Source organism: Candidatus Avoscillospira sp. LCP25S3_F1 (genome assembly GCF_052117125.1).
Lineage (GTDB): Bacteria > Bacillota > Clostridia > Oscillospirales > Oscillospiraceae > Avoscillospira_A.
Window position 1 is genome coordinate 58,240 of record NZ_JBQKJT010000010.1, and the last position, 19,713, is coordinate 77,952.

General features: G+C 56.8%; 16 protein-coding genes. 8 read left to right on the forward strand and 8 right to left on the reverse strand.

The genetic code is table 11. From position 1 onward, the window contains the following. Positions 1-4 precede the first annotated feature (4 nt). Positions 5-1,492 (reverse strand): xylulokinase, encoded by a 1,488-nt coding sequence (gene xylB / locus ACTQ33_RS10430; RefSeq protein ID WP_441464541.1) that lies wholly within the window; start codon positions 1,490-1,492, stop codon positions 5-7. Between the two features lie 261 nt (positions 1,493-1,753). Here xylB and ACTQ33_RS10435 point away from each other — a divergent pair, with 261 nt between their 5' ends. From ACTQ33_RS10435 to ACTQ33_RS10455, 5 genes are all read left to right on the forward strand, one after another. Further along, a complete protein-coding gene (locus tag ACTQ33_RS10435; RefSeq protein ID WP_441464542.1) occupies positions 1,754-2,830 on the forward strand; it encodes a LacI family DNA-binding transcriptional regulator in 1,077 nt (358 codons plus the stop codon). A 155-nt stretch (positions 2,831-2,985) separates the two neighbouring features. Then, a complete protein-coding gene (locus tag ACTQ33_RS10440; protein WP_441464543.1) occupies positions 2,986-4,644 on the forward strand; it encodes an NAD(P)H-hydrate dehydratase in 1,659 nt (552 codons plus the stop codon). Between the two features lie 14 nt (positions 4,645-4,658). Next, a complete protein-coding gene (locus ACTQ33_RS10445) occupies positions 4,659-5,354 on the forward strand; it encodes an MBL fold metallo-hydrolase (RefSeq protein WP_441464544.1) in 696 nt (231 codons plus the stop codon). Between the two features lie 210 nt (positions 5,355-5,564). Further along, the gene (locus ACTQ33_RS10450; protein WP_441464545.1) at positions 5,565-6,422 is read left to right on the forward strand and encodes a 2-oxo acid dehydrogenase subunit E2; all 858 of its coding nucleotides are present in this window, start codon (positions 5,565-5,567) and stop codon (positions 6,420-6,422) included. Then, the gene (locus tag ACTQ33_RS10455) at positions 6,423-8,147 is read left to right on the forward strand and encodes a class I adenylate-forming enzyme family protein (RefSeq protein ID WP_441464546.1); all 1,725 of its coding nucleotides are present in this window, start codon (positions 6,423-6,425) and stop codon (positions 8,145-8,147) included. It begins immediately after the preceding gene. 216 nt (positions 8,148-8,363) lie between these two features. Here the strand turns inward: ACTQ33_RS10455 and ACTQ33_RS10460 are convergent, their stop codons facing one another. Further along, positions 8,364-9,008, reverse strand: a complete 645-nt coding sequence (locus ACTQ33_RS10460; protein WP_441464547.1) for a class II aldolase/adducin family protein — start codon at positions 9,006-9,008, stop codon at positions 8,364-8,366. Positions 9,009-9,164: 156 nt separating this feature from the next. Between ACTQ33_RS10460 and ACTQ33_RS10465 the strand changes: the two genes are divergently transcribed. After that, positions 9,165-9,917 (forward strand): DeoR/GlpR family DNA-binding transcription regulator, encoded by a 753-nt coding sequence (locus ACTQ33_RS10465; protein WP_441464548.1) that lies wholly within the window; start codon positions 9,165-9,167, stop codon positions 9,915-9,917. 105 nt (positions 9,918-10,022) lie between these two features. Here ACTQ33_RS10465 and mtnA read toward each other — a convergent pair whose 3' ends face one another. The 6 genes from mtnA to ACTQ33_RS10495 all read right to left on the reverse strand — a co-directional run bounded on the left by mtnA (position 10,023) and on the right by ACTQ33_RS10495 (position 17,234). Continuing rightward, positions 10,023-11,087: an S-methyl-5-thioribose-1-phosphate isomerase gene (gene mtnA / locus ACTQ33_RS10470; protein ID WP_441464549.1), complete on the reverse strand. Its 1,065-nt coding sequence runs from the start codon at positions 11,085-11,087 to the stop codon at positions 10,023-10,025. A gap of 45 nt (positions 11,088-11,132) precedes the next feature. Then, a complete protein-coding gene (gene mtnK / locus ACTQ33_RS10475; RefSeq protein WP_441464550.1) occupies positions 11,133-12,359 on the reverse strand; it encodes an S-methyl-5-thioribose kinase in 1,227 nt (408 codons plus the stop codon). 200 nt (positions 12,360-12,559) lie between these two features. Continuing rightward, positions 12,560-13,546, reverse strand: coding sequence for an ABC transporter permease (locus ACTQ33_RS10480; RefSeq protein WP_441464551.1), 987 nt, complete (start codon positions 13,544-13,546; stop codon positions 12,560-12,562). Between the two features lie 45 nt (positions 13,547-13,591). After that, positions 13,592-15,121 carry a sugar ABC transporter ATP-binding protein gene (locus ACTQ33_RS10485; protein WP_441464552.1) on the reverse strand — a complete coding sequence of 510 codons (1,530 nt, stop codon included), beginning with the start codon at positions 15,119-15,121 and terminating at the stop codon, positions 13,592-13,594. A gap of 197 nt (positions 15,122-15,318) precedes the next feature. Continuing rightward, entirely contained in the window at positions 15,319-16,512 is a 1,194-nt protein-coding gene (locus ACTQ33_RS10490) for a substrate-binding domain-containing protein (RefSeq protein WP_441464553.1), read from the reverse strand. Between the two features lie 287 nt (positions 16,513-16,799). Further along, positions 16,800-17,234 carry an RbsD/FucU family protein gene (locus tag ACTQ33_RS10495; protein WP_441464554.1) on the reverse strand — a complete coding sequence of 145 codons (435 nt, stop codon included), beginning with the start codon at positions 17,232-17,234 and terminating at the stop codon, positions 16,800-16,802. Positions 17,235-17,560: 326 nt separating this feature from the next. Here ACTQ33_RS10495 and ACTQ33_RS10500 point away from each other — a divergent pair, with 326 nt between their 5' ends. Further along, positions 17,561-18,556, forward strand: a complete 996-nt coding sequence (locus ACTQ33_RS10500; RefSeq protein ID WP_441464555.1) for a dihydroxyacetone kinase subunit DhaK — start codon at positions 17,561-17,563, stop codon at positions 18,554-18,556. A 20-nt stretch (positions 18,557-18,576) separates the two neighbouring features. Then, entirely contained in the window at positions 18,577-19,224 is a 648-nt protein-coding gene (locus ACTQ33_RS10505; protein WP_441464556.1) for a dihydroxyacetone kinase family protein, read from the forward strand. Positions 19,225-19,713 lie beyond the last annotated feature (489 nt).

Consider the following 19,713-nt stretch of genomic DNA (forward strand, 5'->3'; position numbering starts at 1 on the left):
TTGATCACGCTTTTGCTTTTGCCATGGCGGGGTAGAGCGCCTTCAGCGCCGGATAGAGCTTGCGGTAAACCTGATAGCGCTCCTCATAGCGGGCGGCAATGGCCGGGTCGGGCTTATAGACGCGGCACTCGCTGCGGAGCTTGTCGCAGGCAGCCTCCACCGTGGGGTAGGCACCAGCCGCCACCATGGCCAGGATGGCGCCGCCGTAACCAGCGCCCTCTTCGGAGGTGGGCACGTGCATCTCCATCTGGAGCACATTGGCAATAATGGTTCTCCACAGGGGGCTCTTGGCGCCGCCGCCGCAGAGACCGGACCGGGTCAGATGCAGTCCCAGGCCCCGGGCGATTTCCACGCTGTCGCGGATGGCGAAGGCCACGCCCTCCAGAATGGCTTGGGTCATCTGATGGCGGCTGGTGTCCATGGTCATGCCCAGGAACGCACCGCGGGCGTCGGGGTCATTGTGGGGGGAGCGCTCGCCCATGAGATAGGGCAGGAAGAACACCGGGTTGTTGCCCAGGTCCTCCTCGGTGATGGGCGATTGCTCATCGGTATCGGACACAGCTTTGAGAATGTCCTTCATCCACCAGCCGTAGGCGGAAGCCGCCGACAGGATGCAGCCCATAAGGTGATAGGTACCGTCGGCGTGGGCAAAGGCATGGAGGTTGCCCTCGGGGGGCAGGCGGAACTCCTTGGAGGAGATAAAGACCGTGCCGGAAGTGCCTAGGGATACGTTGCAGGCGCAGTCGCCCACGGTGCCCGTACCCACGGCGGCGGCGGCGTTGTCACCGGCGCCGGCAGCCACCACTGTGTCGGCGGTGAGACCCAGTTCCTTTGCAACGTCGGGCAGGACGCAGCCCACCTTCTCATAGCTCTCATAGAGCTTGGGCATCTGGCTTTCGGAAATCCCGCAGTAGCGCAGCAGCTCCTGGGACCAGCAGCGGTGCTTCACGTCCATCAGCAGCATACCGGCGGCATCGGACATGTCGCAGCTGTGGACGCCGGTCAGCTTATAAACCACATAGTCCTTGGGCAGCATGATTTTAGCGATCTTGGCAAAGTTCTCCGGTTCGTGCTTGCGCATCCACAGGAGTTTGGGGGCCGTGAATCCGGCAAAGGCGATGTTGCCGCACAGGTCCAGCAGCTTCTCCTTGCCGTAGTGGCTGTTCATCTCCTCAGTTTCCTTGCCGGTGCGGCCATCATTCCAGAGGATGGCGGGACGGATGACGTTGTCATTCCGGTCCAGGGCCACCAGACCGTGCATCTGGCCGCCGGCGGCCAGACCCTTGACCTGGGCAGGGTCGACGCCCTCCAATAGCTGGGGAATCAGGGTGCGAACAGCATTCCACCAGTCCTCAGGGTTCTGCTGGGACCAGCCGGGCTGGGGGAACTCCAGGGGATAGGTCTGGGAAACGGACTTGCAGACGGTACCGGCTTCATCCACCAGAAGAATCTTTACGGAGGATGTGCCGAGATCAACGCCGATATAGTACATAGGGTCACCTCTTCAATCATTTTATGCTACCGGCACTTCCGTACCGGAAAATCACCCATGCAGTGGTTCCGTTGTGCACTGGAGCACACTGCCTACTTTGGCGTTATTGTATCATACAGTCACAAAAGAATCCAGAAATAGATTAGCCAAATATTCAGCTAATCCATAATGAAATTAACCAAATATTTACGTGTTCCTGTGAGATGCTTGCAATCCCATCGTTCATACCATACAATGTATCTGTCAAAAGAGGTGATATTCATGTCTGGCGCTACCGCCAAGGAAATTGCAAAAATACTCGGTATTTCAGCCGCTTCTGTCTCTGTAGCACTGAATGGTAAACCTGGTGTCAGCGACGCCACCCGGCAACGCGTTTTAGCTACAGCCGCTGAAATAGGCTATGTTGGCCCAAAGGCAGCGACTACAGACAGCCGCCAACTTTGTTTTCTGATTTATATCGATTCCCAAGTGGGGATTGTACAGGCTTCCGCCTACTATACCTTTGTACTCCAGAGCGTAGAACAGGCAGCCAAGGAATTAGGCTGCCGCGTTCTGATCCGTTACTATTACGCCAACCGCAGCTTTACCGAGCAGATGAGCGACATCCTTCAGGATATCGACGGCCTGCTGGTCCTGGGTACCGATATGACCGGTACCCAGCATTCGGAGCTGTGCGGGATGATCGTCACCGGTTCCCTGCCTTTCCCGGTGGTGGTCATCGATAATTTTATCTTGTCGGCCTACGCCGACTGCGTAGGCAACGACAACCTGTACGGCACCAAAGCCGCCGTTTCCTATCTCATTGACCAGGGCCGTCGGACCTTTGCCTATGTGCGTGCCAACCAGCGGGTAGCCAACTTTGAGGACCGGGAAAACGGCATCCGACTGGCCATTGCCGAACATTTGGGCGGTGACGCCGCCCCCCTGATGGTCATACCGGTGGACATTTCCCCGGACCGGACCTACCAGGACATTTGCAGCTGGCTGGAACAGTGCCCATCGCTGCCGGAGGCCATCATCGCGGAAAATGACGAAGTCGCTGCCGCCGCCATCCGGGCCTTGCGGTCCCGGGGTTGCGCCGTGCCGGAAGCGGTGGCGGTCATGGGATTTGACGACATTCCCATTTGTGAAATGGTGGACCCGGCCATTACCACGGTCCACACCCACAAGGAGCAGTTGGGCAGCGAAGCCGTCAGTCTCCTGTACCGGCGCATTTTGGCCGGAGAAACGACCCAATCCATCCGCAGCCGCGGGTTTATCAAACTGGCCTTGTCCACCCGCATTGTGGTCCGGGACAGCACCTGCACTCTCAATCCTTCCACCGTCCCAGAGGCATAAGTATTGGGAATCCGCAAGCCACCCGGCCGCGCCTGCTGCGCGGCCGGGTTCCCTTTTGAAAAAATCGGCCAATCGGGTTGGCGGGTCTGGTCAATTTTGTGCTATACTATGTGCGATACTGTATAACCAACCCATACAACAAGGAGGACGTTGCCATGTCATACAGCGGGATCGCGGCCACGGCTGCCCAGATGAAAGAACTGGATCGCATTGCCATTGAGGAACGGGGCGTCCCATCTCTGGATCTGATGGAGCAGGCAGCCACGGCGGTGGCCGATGCGGTGGAACAGCTGCTGACGCCGGACCCCATGGGCCCAACAGCCACTTGCAGCACCGTACTAATGGCCGTACCCCATCAGGGCGAATCCATCACCGATGCGGACCAGGCGGAACTGGACCGTCTCCAGGACATGATCAACGACCCGGCCCAGAAGGGCCGCCGGGTCGCTGTATTTTGCGGCCCCGGCAACAACGGCGGCGACGGCATTGCAGCGGCCCGTCTGCTGCTGCAACGGGGCTTTTCGGTTCGGGCCGTTCTCGTGGGCGACCGCCGCCGTATGACCGCCGACGCCCGGGCCATGGAGCAGCGGCTCCGGGACTGCGGCGGGACATTGGAGGACTTCTGCCCCACCAACCAGGAACAGATGCTGCTGTTGTCCATCTGCGACTGCAAGGTGGACGCTCTGTTTGGCGTGGGATTATCCCGGCCCATCACCGGTGATGCCGCGTTGGCGGTGCGGCTGCTCCAGACCCACGCGGGCGGCCCGGTGGTGTCCTGCGACATTCCCTCCGGGATTCACGCCGACACCGGCGCGGTCCTGGGCTGCGCCGTCCACGCCGCCATCACCGTCACCTTTTCCTGCCCCAAGCCGGGCCATTACCTGGGCGACGGCGCGGAACACACCGGCGATCTGTGGGTGGCGGACATCGGTTTGCCCTTTGATCTGCTGTGCCACCAGCCGGTTCCGCTGGCAGTGGTGGGCGGCAGCTTTACCCTGCCCCGCCGAAAGCCCAACAGCCACAAGGGCGATTATGGCCGCCTGCTGATTGTCGGCGGCAGCGAAGGATACACCGGCGCGCCGGTGCTGGCCGCTTCGGCGGCGCTGCGCAGCGGCGCGGGCCTGGTCTTTGTGGCCGTGCCGCGGAACGTCTATCCCATCGTGGCCGGACGTTGCAGTGCCGCCATGGCCTTACCTCTACCCGATTCAGCGGATGCGCTTCTGGACCGGGTCAAGGGGTGCAGCGCGGCCCTGATTGGCCCCGGTCTCGGTCGGGACCATGACGACTTGGTGCGGATGCTGCTCCAATCCCTGGACTGCCCCGTGATTCTGGATGCCGACGGTCTCAACGCCGCGGCGGGCCATTTGGATTGGATTCGCAGCCGCACAGCCCCCACGGTGCTGACACCCCATGATGGCGAATTTGCCCGGCTGACAGGCTGCGCCTTGCCCATTGGTGACCGGCTGGACGCCGCCCGTTCCCTGGCCCGGAACACGGGGGCCATTGTTATTCTCAAAGGCCACCGCACCGTCACCGCCGCCCCCGATGGCCGTACCTGGATCAACACCAGCGGCAACGCCGGCATGGCTACCGGCGGCAGCGGTGACACACTGGCCGGGATTCTGGCCGCGTTTTTGGGGCAGAAACCGCTGTACGCAGACGGTGCCGACGCCGCCCAACTGGCCGCCCGGGCCGTCTGGCTCCACGGCGCTGCCGGGGACCACGCCGCCCGCCGCCTGGGAGAATACAGTCTCCTGCCCGATGGTCTCATCGACGCTCTGCCCCAGGTCCTCCGGGACCACATTGCAGATTGAGGAGGCGTTCAACTTTGCAGCCCATTCCACCCATTGGGTGCCATACCGTTCACCGATTTGAACTGCCCCTGATTCATTCCAATATGTATGTAGTCCTTTGCGGTGGCGACGCCCTCATTGTAGACCCCTGTCTCAGTCAGGAAGCCGTGGCCCTGCTGCGGGACAGCGGCGTGACCCACTGCACCATCCTGCTGACTCATGAGCACTATGACCACATTTCCGGCGTCAACCAACTGCGGGGCAGCTTTTCCTGCACGGTGATTTGTACCGAGGTCTGCGCCCAACGCATGGCCAGCCCCCGCCGCAGCCACGCCGCCGTCTTCCCCGCCATGTTCTTTTCCCAGGGGCCGGAGGCGGTCCGGCAGGCAGCGGCACTGTTTGACACCCACTATACCTGTACCGCCGAGGAAACCTACTCCGGTGTGCTGGAGCTCCAATGGCACGATATCCCCCTGCGTCTCGTAGAACTGCCGGGCCATTCCCCCGGCAGCGCCGCCATCGAAGCCGCCGGAACCCATGTGTTCACCGGCGACAACCTGATTCCCGGCACTGAGACATTGGTCCGGCTTCCCGGCGGTGACAAGACCGTTTATCTGGAACAGGTCGTACCCTATTTGCGCCGTCTGGCCCCTTCCATGGTACTCTTGCCGGGTCACGGTCCCTGGTGCCGCCGGTCCGACCCGTTGGTGGCCGCCGTGCTGACGCCATAGCCCCGTCAAACACCCCAAAGAATCGTTGTGTATGGAACACCGCCCAAATCTCCTGGTTATTTTATACAAAAAACGACGGATTTTTCTACTTTTCTCCCTGATTGACTACACAGCCAAAGCTTTATGGGGTATAATTTAAAAGACAGCCCCCGGGCTGTCCCCTCTCCCGCCCTGGGCGGGAACACAGACGGAGAATGGAGAAATGCAACCATGAAAAGGAGCTGGAGAGACCGGAAGGACGGCGTCCTGCTGCGTCAGATTGATTCCATGCATTACATCATGCCGATGATCTATCCCAACCGGTGCGACAACGAGGCGTTTATGCACATTCGAGTCGATTTGACCGAAGCGATGCAATATCTGGAAGAGAAAAACGCTTCCGGGCCGGAGTATCAATACAATCTGTTTCAGCTGGTGGTGACGGCTATTTTGAAAGCTATTACCCTGCGACCCCATATGAACCGGTTTATTGCCAACCAAAACCTGTACCAGCGCCGGGAAATTACCGCCGCCTTTGTCATCAAGAAAATCTTTTCCGACCAGGGGGGCGAAGCCTTGGCCCGCATTCGGGTCAAGGATGACGATACTCTGGACACCATCCATTCCGCCATCTACCGGCAGGTATCCAAGGGCCGCAGCGAGACCAAGGATGCCTCCTCCGCAGCCATGGATGTTATACAGAAAATTCCCGGTAAACACCTCATTGGCTGGATTGTCCGGTTTTTGGACCGCCATGGCTGGATGCCTTCCTCAGTCATTGCCACAGACCCCTATTACTGCTCGGTGGTGCTGACCAATCTGGGCAGTCTGAAACTGGACGCCGGCTACCACCATCTCACCAACTGGGGCACCAATTCCCTGTTCTGCGCCATTGGGCTGATGAAAAAACGGCCTTTTTACGACGATGACGGCAATGTAACCATGCGCATGAGTGTGGACCTGGGATTGACCATCGACGAGCGTATTGCCGACGGCTATTACTATTCCAAAACCATACGTCTGTTGAAAACACTATTGGAAAATCCGCGGCTGCTGGAGCTGCCGTTAAGCGAGAAGGTAGAGTATTAAATGAAAACCATTACTGTCAAAACGCCCTGGAAGGATTATATGGGCGACGTGCCCATGCACCTGCAATATTTTGAAGGCTCCATGTACGACGCCGTGGCCGAAACGGCAAAAAAATATCCCAACCAAGTGGCCTTCGACTTTATGGGCAAGCCCACCACCTATAAAAAGCTGATGCAGGAGATCGAACTCTGTGCCAAAGCCCTGCGGACCATCGGCATCCGGGAAAATGACCGGGTCACCATTGCCATGCCCAACTGCCCCCAGGCTATCTACCTGTTCTACGCGGTCAATCTGGTGGGCGGCATCGCCAATATGATTCACCCGCTGTCGGCGGAAAAGGAAATTGAGTTCTATCTCAATGAATCGGAAAGCGTCACCGCCATCACCCTGGACCAGTTCTACCACAAGTTTGAGCGGGTCCGGCAAAACACCAAAGTGGTCAACATCATTATCGCCAGCATCAAAGACGCCCTCTCCCCCACCATCCGGGCCGGTTATATGCTGACCGAGGGACGGAAGATCGAAAAGATTCCCGACGATGCCCCTGTTATCCGCTGGGCCGACTTTATGCGTATGAGCAAGCACTGCTTCTACAACTACCGGGTGGAGCGCCGCTCCGACGACCCGGCGGTCATTCTCTACTCCGGCGGCACCACCGGCACCACCAAGGGCATCGTGCTGACCAACAAGAATTTCAACGCCCTGGGCCAACAGGTGGTGGCAGCCAATCCCATGTTCCGCCCCGGCGATAAAATGCTGGCCGCCATGCCGCTGTTCCACGGCTTCGGTCTGGGCGTCTGCATCCATACCATGCTGTCTCAGGGTGGCCGCTGCGTCCTGGTCCCCCGCTTTACCCCCAAGACCTACGCCCGGGACCTGGTAAAAAAACGCTGCAACTTTGTGGCCGGTGTCCCCACCCTGTACGAGGCCCTGCTGCGGCTGCCCGATATGGACGGCGCGGACCTGAGCTGTCTCAAGGGTGTATTCTCCGGCGGCGACTCCCTTTCCGTGGAACTAAAAAAGAAGTTCGACAAGTTCCTCTATGACCACAAGGCCACCATCCAGGTCCGGGAGGGCTACGGCACCACGGAGACCGTCACAGCCTGCTGCCTGACGCCGTCCCATATGTACAAGGAGGGCTCCATCGGTCTGCCCTTCCCCGATACCTATATTAAAATTGTCAAGCCCGGCACCGACAAGGAGGTGCCCTACGGCACCGAAGGCGAGATTTTGCTGGCCGGGCCCACGGTCATGAAGGAGTACCGGGGCCATCCCAAGGAGACGGCAGAAACCCTGCGGACCCACGCCGATGGCCTGACCTGGGTCTACACCGGCGACCTGGGCACCATGGACGATCAGGGCTTTGTCTATTTCAAGGGTCGGGCCAAGCGCATGATTATCTCCTCCGGCTACAACATCTATCCGGCGCAGCTGGAAAACATTCTTGATGCCCACGAGCTGGTGCAGATGAGCTGCGTCATCGGCGTACCGGACCCCTACAAGATGCAGAAGGTCAAAGCCTTTGTCAAGCTGGTCCCCGGCGTTTCCCCCAATGAGGAGACCAAGGAGCTGCTGCTGGACTACTGCCGCAAGCACATAGCCAAATACGCCATGCCCTACGACATTGCCTTTAAAGAGGAAATGCCCAAAACCCTGGTGGGCAAAGTGGCCTACCGGGTACTGGAAGAAGAGGAACTGGCAAAGCAGCCCGTTGCGGCTCCCTGATTGCTTCGGATGTGGCTTTGCGGTTTGTAAAAGCCGCAGCCGATGTTATGGAGATGCACAACCGTTTCTGCTATGATACAGGACCTTTGCAGTGGACCGGCATTCGCTGTGATCGTTTTGTAGATTTGGACAACAAGCCCCCTGTCTGCACGTTCAGACAGGGGGCGAATCCTTCCATCAGGATTTGGTTTCCCGGATGAAACCGCTCTGCGGGCACTATTTTTGCCCGTACACATTTTTCGCAAAATACCGCATGGCGGCAATGTGCTCGTCAGAGATTTTCTTGTAATCTCTGCCCATGGCCCGGATCATCTGATAAATTTGGGCCGTCACCTCCAGGACCTTGCAGACCTTGAATGCCTCATCCATGGTCTGGCCCACACACACCGCGCCGTGGGACTGGAGCAGGCAGGCGTTGGCTGTTTTGCCCAGCGCCTCCACACAGTTTTCCGCCAGCTCCTGGCTGCCGGGCAGTCCGTATTTCGCAGTCCGGCACACATCGCCCAGTACCTGGGCCGCCTCATCGATGACCATGGGGATATCCTCGCCGCAGCAGGAAAACACCGTGGAATAAATGGGATGGGTATGGACCACAGCCTGAACCTCCGGGCGGCTCCGGTAGACGTGCAGATGGAGGTCCAGTTCAATGCTGGGCTTGCGGTGGCCCTCCACGCGGTTTCCCTGGAGGTCCAGCACCACAATGTCCTCCTCCTGTATGGTGGTATAGTCCATACCGCTAGGGGTCAGATAGACCAGATTGGTTTCCGGGTCCCGGGCGCTGATATTGCCCCAGGTCTCCACGGTATATCCACCACGCAGCATCCGCAAGCCGCTGTCTACAATCAGTTTTTTATAGTTCATAGCAAAAACTCCTTTTGACGGTCCCCCGGAGGGGAGTCCAGGTCTCTCTGGAATCCATCGACCGGATTTCCAATAGAATAACCTGTAATTATTGATAAAATACGATTTTTATGGTACGATAGTTGGGTAATATTTACGCAGAGAGGAGTGCGCCGTATGCTGGCCATCACCCGCAGAAACGCTATCAAGGATCAGCTGATGGAGCGAAAAAGCGTCACCATCACCGATTTGGCCCAAAAACTCAACGTCACCAAGGAAACCATTCGCCGTGATCTGCGGATGATGGAAGAGAACGGTGAACTGATCCGTACCCATGGCGGCGCCTATATTCTCGACGGTGTACAAAATGATATTGATATCAACATGCGCCAGGTCCTCAAAACTCAGGAGAAAAGCATCATTGCCGAAAAATGCAGCGCCCTGATTCAGCCCGGCGACTCTATTTTTCTCGACGGCTCCACCACCTGCTGGTTTGTGGCCCAGCGCCTTCTGGGACAGAACCTCACGGTGCTGACCAATTCCTTGCAGATTTCCACCATTTTGTCCCAATCGCCCTCCATCCAGCTGATTGGCATCGGCGGCCGCTTTGCCCCCAGCAATCTCTGCTTCATCGGTGACAACACCTGCCGCTCACTGTCCAACTACTATGTGGACAAGGCTTTTTTGTCGTGCCGTTCCATCAGCCGCGCCCACGGCATCACCGACATTTCCGAAGACTATGCGGCCATCCACCGGCTGGTGGTGGAACGGAGCAACAAGTCCTATCTGGTGGTGGACAACTCCAAGCTGGACAACACATCCTTTGCCTACACCTGTCCCCTGACCAGTGTAGACGCCGTCATCTGCGACGCCCCCTGGTCGGAGCCATGGCAGGAGTATTTCCGGTCCCACAATATCGCGTTTTATTGATGATACGGCCTTTAATTCACAGTGAAAATACGGACTCCATAAGCGAAGGGAGATGGATCTGCCGATCCATCTCCCTTTTCGTCCTGTGGATCTTGGCGGACGGACTTACCGGATACCCATGCGTTCAAATGCCTTGTCAAAGGGCGGATAGGCAATGCCCTTTTCGGTAATGATGCCGGTAATCAAACTGTGATCCGTAACATCAAAGGCTGGGTTGTTGACCTTGACTCCCTCCGGCGCCATGCGCTTTTTATACCAGGCCTCCGTGACCTCTTCGGCCGGGCGCTCCTCAATCACAATGTCGTCGCCGCTGGCAATGGACATATCGATGGTGGAGGTGGGCGCGCAGACATAGAACGGAATGCCGTAATGCTTGGCCAGAATGGCTACGCCGCTGGTACCGATTTTATTGGCAAAATCACCGTTGGCCGCCACCCGGTCGCAGCCCACAAAGACTATATTGATCTTTCCCCGCTTCATGGTGATGGAGGCCATATTGTCACAGATCAGCGTGGTATCCACACCGGCGGTCTGCATTTCAAAGGCGCTGAGCCGTGCGCCCTGCAACAGGGGCCGCGTCTCATCGCAGTATACATGGAGATCGTCCCAACCGTTCTCCAAAGCAATGTAGATGGGAGCCAGCGCCGTGCCGTACTTGGCGGTGGCCAAGGTGCCGGCGTTGCAGTGGGTGAGGATGCCGTCGCCGTGATGCAGCAATTCAAATCCCAGCTGGCCGATGTTGCGGCTGATGGCGATGTCCTCTTCCCGGATGGCGTGGGCCTCCTGACGGAGACGTTCTTTCAGCTGGGCCACCGTCATGGTATCCCGGTTTTCCGCCACGACTTTAGCCATACGGTTCAAAGCCCAGGACAGGTTGACCGCCGTGGGGCGGGAGGAATCGAGATACGCTTTTTTCTCCTCAAAGTAGTTGCAGAACTCCTCCATATTGTCCGTTTGCAGCTGGGCTGTCACCACATAAATACCATAGGCGGCCGCCACACCGATGGCCGGCGCGCCTCGAACCCGCAGGGCGTAGATGGCCTCCCAGATATCCTCCGCCTTGGACAGGTGCAGATACTTGATCTCACCGGGCAGTAAGGTCTGGTCGAGAATGATGATTTCCAGAGCGTCTTCCGACAGTACGACGGTGTCCAGGCTCAAAGCGTTCATAGTAAAGGTCTCCTTTTCTGTATAAAATACGGGTCGCGGACCGGCTCAGCAGGCGGCAATGGCATCGTGCAGGATTTGCAGGAAATCCTTGCCTGTGTGCAGCATCTGACGCTCCTTGATAAACCGCTTGGCGGCCACAATGCAGATGCGCTCGGCGCGGGTCCGCTTGGCACTGTCGGAAATGGTGGTCAAATCCTTGACATTGGCCATACCCACTGTGCGGCGAATCAGTTCCAGACCGGTGACGGCAGCGGTATCGGCCAGGATGGTGCGCAGATAGTACGCCTGATAGCCCTCCGTCTGACACATACGGTCCGTCACATGACGGCTATAATAGTCGTTCATCTTGGCCATAGTCAGATCGACCACATCCACAATGACCTGCTCCACCCAGCCGCAGAAGGTCTCCCGCTCCGCCGCGTCGGCGCTTTCGGCATCGCCGTGGCACCAGGCAAACATCATATTGGCTACCACATTGCCGATGTCATAGCCCATGGGGCCGTAGAAGCAGAACTCCGGATCGAATACCATGGTACTCTCGTCGTTGATGAAAATGGAGCCTGTGTGCAGGTCGCCGTGGAGCAGGGACTGCGCATTGCACATAAAGTCCATCTTCAGCTTTGCAACCTCCAGATGGAGTTCTTTGTCCTCGTACAGCTCCGTTTTTACAAATTCGGCGTTGGGAGCAAAGACGTTGTTGCGTCCTGCACAGTCGTTATAGGGCTCTGTATATACCAGGTCCTCGGTGATCTCACACAGCTCGGGATTGATGTACTTTTTTTGCAGTTCCTTCTTCTCCTTGTGGTCCAGCACCACATCCGTGGTACCCATCAGGGTGTTGGCCATAAAGGTGGAAATCTGGTCGGCAAATTTAGGGTAGATCTTGTGCTGGAGCATACAGGTCCGCATGATGGCATGATCACTCAGGTCCTCCATGCCGCAGGCACACATGACGGTGTCATAGAAGTAAATTTCCGGCACATAGCCCGGGGCCAGCTTGCCCTGGAGCAACAAAATCTCCGATTCAATGCGGTTGCGGTCGGTGGAGATGTGCATATCGGCGGAAATACGCAGTGCCTCGCCTGCCTGTTTGATGATGGCCGAATGGCCCTGGCCATCCCACACACGGAATACATAGTTCAGATTGCCGTCGCCGATTTCCTTGCATTGCAGACTGGCCGTGTCCCAGGGGAATTTCGTCACCTTGGCCACAGCATATTCCTTCGCTTCTTCCGCATTCATCAGAAAGTACGTGTCAAACTTTGCCATCATAACGTTCCTCCATTCATGGGTCCCACAGTCCTGCCCCAGGACTATGGATATGATTATCTTGTTTCTGTTTGATTTGAGTTTACCGTTTGCCGGTCCGGAGCGCAAGAACTTTCGACCACAAATCCGGTCGTTTGAAACATTGCATTCCATATAATGGGGAACCGCCGCCAAAGGTGGCCGGACGGTTCCCCACAGTGGGATCAATCCTCTTTCTTGGTGGCGTAGGCGGCGATCAGCGCCAGAGCCAGAACGGCGCCCTTGACGGCAGGCAGCACATAGTAGACCACGCCGGTCATGGTTAGCCCGTTTTCCAGGACGGCCACTAGGGCCGCGCCGATCATGGTGCCCAGCGCGTTGGGCTTTTCCGCGCCGCCCACGGACCGGCCCACAAACACGGCGGCCAGGGAAGGCATCAGGTAGTTATCACAGCCGGTGATCTGGGCGGCGGAATTGCGGGAGCAAACCACCATGGCGCCCACGGCGATAAAGACGGCCGTGACCATACCGGCCACAAAGCGGTATTTCTTTACGTTGATGCCGCTGAGCTTGGCGGCCATCTTGTTGCCGCCCATGGCGTACAGATAGCGGCCATGCTTGGTATAGTTGAGGAAGATGAACGCGAAGAGCACGCACAGGAGCATAATGATGATGCACCAGGGGGATTTACCGATGGCCAGGAAGCCCTCGGTCCAACCGGCGCGGATGGGGGTCGTGCCCCAGCGGGTGGGCATACCGGAGGACACCGCGCCGCCGCCGGTCCACCAGAGGCCCATACCCTGATGGACAAACATCAGTGAGCAGGTGGCCAGCATATCGGGGATTTTACAGACCAGGATCAGGAACATGGTCAGCAGATACATGACCATGGTAAACAGAATGGTCACCAGTGCGCTGGCCCACAGGGGCAGGCCGAACCACAAAAAGCTGCTGGCGAAGATGTACGAGGAAAAGGAAGCCAGGGTACAGGCCGACATGTCGAAGCCGTCGGGCGCCATGGTCACCGTTGCGCCGATGGCGAAAATGGTGGTAATGGACATGGCCACCAGAATGTTGGTCGCGTTGCGGACTGAGAAGAACGCATCTCCCCGGATGATGGAAAACACGGCAATGGACAGCAGCAGAACGATCACCGCCGCCCAATCCAGCAGCGTCCGGCCGGCGCTCTTCTTTTTCGTCAATGCATTCATAAACTACATCCTCCTCTTATGATGATTTCCGACACGCCGGCGGGTTTATCCGGCCACATAGGCCTCGGTGCCGCCGACCGCATAGTGCATAATCTCATCTTCTGACGTCTTGGCTGTTTCCAGCTCCGCCATGATCTTTCCGTCAAACATGACGTAGGTGCGGTCGGTGACCGACAGGATTTCCGTATTTTCGCAGGAGGCGTAGATCACGCAGTTGCCCTCCTCGGCGATGGCGTTGATAAGTTTGAAGATTTCTGCCTTGGCGCCCACATCGACGCCCTTGGTGGGCTCGTCAAATATGTAGACGTCACAATCGGCCGACAGCCATTTGCCGATGACCACCTTCTGCTGGTTGCCGCCGGAAAGGTTCCGGACCAGCTGGAAAATGGACGGCGTCTTAATGCCCAGCGACTGGACAAAATGGTTGGCGTTGGCCGCCGTTTTGGCGCGGTTCACAAAGGACAGCTTACAGAACTTATCCAGGCAGGCGGCCGACAGGTTGAAATCCACTGTCTCGTGGACCAGCACGCCCTCCTTCCGCCGTTCCTCCGGTACCAGCGCCAGCCGGTTGCGCACCGCGTCGGAGGGATTGCGGATTTTCAGCTCCTTGCCGTTGAGGGTGATGGTGCCGCTGGATTTTTTCAGCGCGCCGAACAGCGTCTTGCACAGTTCGCTTTTGCCTGCGCCCACCAATCCGGCAATCCCCACCACTTCGCCCTTTCGGACGTAGAAAGACACATCCTGAATCTTGTGGTCCCGCTCGGTCAAATGCTCCACCACCAGGGACTTCTCGCCGATGGCTGCATGGCGGGCCGGGAAGCTGGACTCAAAGGAGCGGCCCAACATCTTATCCACGATTTCCTTGGAGGTGGTCTCCGGGGTAATGGGACAGTTGTCGACAATTTCACCGTTGCGCATGACCGTGTAGGAATCGCAGATTTGCAACACCTCATGGATGCGGTGGGAGATAAACGTGATGGACAGATTTTCCGTGGCAATCAGATGCTTGCACAGCCGGAACAGTTCCGTGGTTTCCGTATCGCTCAGCGGCGCCGTGGGCTCGTCGAGAATCAGGAAGTTGCAGGAACTCTGGATGGCCCGGGCAATCAGTACCATCTGCTTTTGGGCCAGGGACAGGCTGCCCACCAGACAGTTCACATCCAGCTGAATGTTCAGCCGTTCCAGCACCACCTGGGCCTCCTTGCGGATATAGGCCCAGTTGACCATCTGCTTTTTGCCCATGTTCATGACGAGATGGTTGAACATGACGTTCTCCGCCACCGACAGGGACGGAATCAGAGCCATGTCCACCTCCTGGTAGACAATCTGAATGCCCAAGGCTTTGGCGTCGGCGGGTTTGCGGATTTCCACCACCTTGCCGTTATACAGCACATCGCCTGTATAGGTGGGGTTGGCGCCGGCCAGGACCTTCATCAATGTGGATTTACCGGCGCCGTTGGCGCCCATGACCGCGTGAATCTTCCCGGTCTCCAACTCAAAATCCACATTGGACAGAGCCTTGACACCAGGAAATTCAATGGAGACATTTTTCGTTCCTAATGTGATCTTATCCATAGATTCCCTCATTTCCCTTCTGGGTCCGGTTGTTCTTTGGCCCAAAAAAACGGCGTTTGGAAGGGCGGCGGCCTGCGCCGCTTTTCTCCGCCGGAGAACCCGGAACCCCATGTATGAACAGTTTGATATAGGGGGCATCGGGGAATTTCCCCGATGCCCCCCGGGATTCAGAATCGTTTGTACGCTCCGGCTATGATTCAGTCACCCAGCAGCTCCATCATCCAGTCGGTGGTGGGCATGTAGGAACGGTCACTGTAGTTTTCACCGGCCACGGTGTCCAGATTGGTGACGTTGATGCCGCCGTCCGCGACCATATCCTGGGTCACAACGTTGGTGGGCAGCTCCAGCCAGTTGCTGGCCTCGCCGGTCATGGGATCGATGATCTTGTCGTACTCACCGGCCAGTTCCAGGGCCAGCACGCGCATACCGAACTCGCCATTATAGTACCAGTTGGTGGTGGCGCATGCCTTCCAGGGAGAGCCGTCCTGCGCCATCTTGTCGATATCGGCGTTGCAGATGTCGACGGTGACCATGGGGATGTCATAGTTGCCCTGGGTCAGCGCCGTATACACACCGCTGGCATACAGGTCATAGCAGCACCAGATGGCGTCAATTTCTCCCTCGTCATACTTAGCCAGGGTGGAGGTGGTGACGTCGGTCATGGATGCTTCGGCGTTGTTGTAATCGGAGGGGCCGATGGTCTCCACGGTCTTAATGAGGCCGTCGTTCTCGTACTTCTCATAGCCCACCTGGCGGCGGTCAAAGGGAGAGTTGAAGTTGGGACCGACCCAGACCTTCAGAATGTTGACCGGCTCACCGGCTGCCACCTTGTCGGGATACAGGTCGTTGCACACATAGTCCAGAAGCAGCTCCGCAAACTGGGCGTCCTGCTGGAAGAACTGGGTCACACCGTCGATGGTCTGGACCTCGCCGTTGCTGTCCTTGAAGGGCGTATCAAAGGTAACAATCTTCAGATCGGGATAGTCCTTCAGCAGATCCGTGAGGAAGGTGTACGCGTAGTTCTGGCCGCCGTGGCTCAGCAGCAGTCCGTCGTAGCCGCTGGCGGCGCACTGGGAAACCGTGTCCTGCCACTTGGTGTCGGAGCCGTCGCAGAAGAACACATCGTACTGCATGCCCAGCCCTTCCGCTGTCTTCTTGGCATACTCAGACCACATCTGGAAGATGTCGGAAGGTGCCATCTGCATGATGTAGGCGACTTTTTTACCGGCCACAGGGGAATCCACATTGGCAGGTGCGGTATCGCCGGTCTCGGGTGTGGTGGTCGTGTTGGTCGTGCCGTTGTCGGCGGTTTCGTTGCCGGCGGGGCTGGCACAGGCTGCTGTACCAAATACCATCGCAACGGCCATCAGGAATGCAAGAACCTTTTTCATAGTATCCTCCTTACGCGTTTTCCGAAAAACAGTGCTCTGTTCTCCTGTGATGTCTTCAATCTAGCACAGTCCAGTGGGTTTGTAAACGAATATGTTGTATTTTTTTGTTATTCAGACAAATAGCCAAAATATCAAAACTCTATTTAGTGAATATGCTGTTTAACATCCAGATAATATGCAGTAATTTGTGCAATTAGTCTGTTTCTCTAAGAAATCTTATTTTTTCTTTTCTTTTTTTCTTTGTTTTTCTGATGAATATCAAAAAAATTCGGACATGCGTACAGCCCTTACAAACACCCCTTTTGCAGAATCAGGCAGGAATAGAAGCTCTTCTCCGTCGTCGCCACCACGGCATAGGCCCGGCGCGCCTCCTCGTAAAAAGCAAAGCGCTCGATCATGCCGCAGGCGGACGCGCCGCGGGGATCATGTTTGGCCACAATCGCCTTAAACTGGTCCCAAACTGGCGTCTCCAGCTGGGCATGACACGGCTGTTTGTCCATGATGAGCACAGGGTGCTCCACCTCGTCCAGGGGAAACAGCTGCAAAATGGCGTCCAGCATGGTTGTGGCGTCAACACCGTCGCAGCGGATCAACGGATGGACGCCGGCACAGGAAGCCGCCGGAAAGTTTGCGTCGCCGATAACCAGACGGTCACCATGCCCCATCTCGTGCAGCACCTTCAGCAGTTCTGGGGAAATACAATCGGGAATTCCTTTTAACATGATCAGACCACTCCTTCCAAAATGTCCGTTTTTTTGTGTTTCTCCCAACAGGGTACCACGCTCCCTCCCCATTGACAATATGCAATGCCCACAATTTCCTTGCCTATGAATTGTAACTACCTACAATATTTGTGCATTTTATGACTGTTGCTCTAAAAAATTATTTTTAAATTAGCTATTTTGCCCTATTTGCAGCACAGATTTTCTATGTCTGTTTCTTTGCTTTTTCTTGACATTTTTTTGCGACAGACCTATGATACAATCATCAAGCCGGTCCATGCCATTGCGGCGGCCACCCCATTTGCCAACCGGAAGGAGAGACTCTCATGAAAAAAATTATCAACGCGCCCGAAGCCTATGTAGACGAGATGCTCCAGGGCATCTACGCTGCCCACAGTGACCAGGTTAAGTATGTCAATGATGATCTGCGCTGCTACTGCACCGCAAAGAAGAAGGACGGTAAGGTTGCCATTGTCACCGGCGGCGGTACCGGCCACCTGCCCCTGTTCCTGGGCTATGTGGGCGAGGGCCTGCTGGATGGCTGCGGCGTCGGCGGCGTGTTCCAGTCCCCCTCTGCCGAGCAGATTTACAACGTGTCCAAAGCAGTGGAAGCCGGGGCCGGTATTTTGTACCTGTACGGCAACTACACCGGCGATATCATGAACTTTGACATGGCCGCCGAGATGCTGGAGATGGATGATATCGAGACCCGCTCCATCGTCGGCGCCGACGATGTCAATTCCAACGCCAATCCGGATACCCGCCGCGGCGTAGCCGGTATCTTCTTTATGTACAAGTGCGCAGGCGCCAAGGCTGCCCAAATGGGTACACTGGATGAGGTGCTGGCTGCGGCTCAGAAGGCCAAGGACAACACGCGTACCGTGGGATTTGCCCTGACGCCCTGCATCATTCCCGAGGTAGGCCACCCCAATTTCACCCTAGGGGAGAACGAAATGGCCATGGGCATGGGCATCCACGGAGAGCCCGGTATCTGGAATGGCCCCATTAAGACCGCTGACGAGCTGGCCAAGGAGTCCCTGGAAACCCTGTTGCATGACATGCCCCTCAACGCCGGTGAGGAAGTCTGTCTGTTGATCAACGGCCTGGGCGCCACCTCCATTGAGGAGCTGTACATCCTGTGCAATTCCGTCCGCAAGGAGCTGGAAGCCAAGGGCGTAAAGATCTACCGGTCCTTTGTGGGCGAATACGCCACGTCCATGGAAATGGCAGGCGCTTCCATCTCCATCTGCCGCATGGTGGACGACGAGATGAAAGCCCAGATTGATCTGCCCGTGAAGACGCCGTTTATCACCCAAGCATAAGGCTGTAAGGAGGCAGAACCATGAATGTAATCACCTGTGAAACCCTGCCCCAGCTGTTTGAGCATGTGGCGGCGCTCTTTGCAGAGAAGAAAGACGAGCTGTGTGAGATGGACGCCAATCTGGGCGATGGCGACCTGGGTCTCACCATGAGTAAGGGCTACGGCGCGCTGCCCCAGCTGATTCGCGACAATACCGAAGCCGGAGATATCGGCAAAACGTTAATGAAAGCCGCCATGAAAATGGCCGGCGTCGTCCCATCTACCATGGGCACTCTGATGTCCTCCGGCATTATGGCCGGTGGCAAAGCCCTCAAGGGCTGCTCCTCCATGAATGGCGCCGCCCTGTCCCGGTATCTGGCCGCCTTTGCCGACGGCATTGCCAACCGGGGCAAGTGCCAACGGGGCAACCGCACCATTCTGGACGCGGTGGGCCCTGCCGCAGACCGTGCGGCGGCATTGGTTGCCGCGGAGCCGGAAGCGACGCTGCAAGCGGTCATACAAGCGGCGGTGGATGGCGCTGCTGAGGGCGTTGAGGCCACCAAATCCATGACACCCGTATTTGGCAAAGCCGCGGTCTTTGCAGCCAAAGCCATTGGCATTGCCGATCAAGGCGCCGTGGCCGGTCTGGTGATGCTGCAAGGCATGCAGAATGCCCTTTTGACAGACTGAACAACGTCGTTCTTGTCTCATCCAACATCAAATCCCAGAACTGCGTACCGGGAGCGGCGCTGCGTCGGCAGTGTCGCTCCCTGTATCAGTCCATATATCATGCAGCGTGTTTTTTAACCGGCTGGTAATGACTTTCTTACGTCTGCATATTTTTCAAATCTCTGCCTATACTAACAGAGCATTCGGTAATTGTTTCAATTTCAACGAAATTCGATCAGATTTATCCTTGTTTTACCGAATATCATGGAGTAGCTTTGTTGGAGGTTTGGTAAAATATGAAAGCAACTGGAATCGTGCGCCGGATTGACGATTGTGTTATAATAAGGCCAAAAATAATAGGAGGGTAAATTCCGCCTATTATTGCTTATTTTCTCCGTTTTCACAATGTTTTATACAAAGTTTTTTAGGCACCCCCTCTTAGTCTGTTTAGCCTACAAAATTCGACAATATTTTCCCATCCCAATTGCGCTTATTTTCCGCTTATACTGC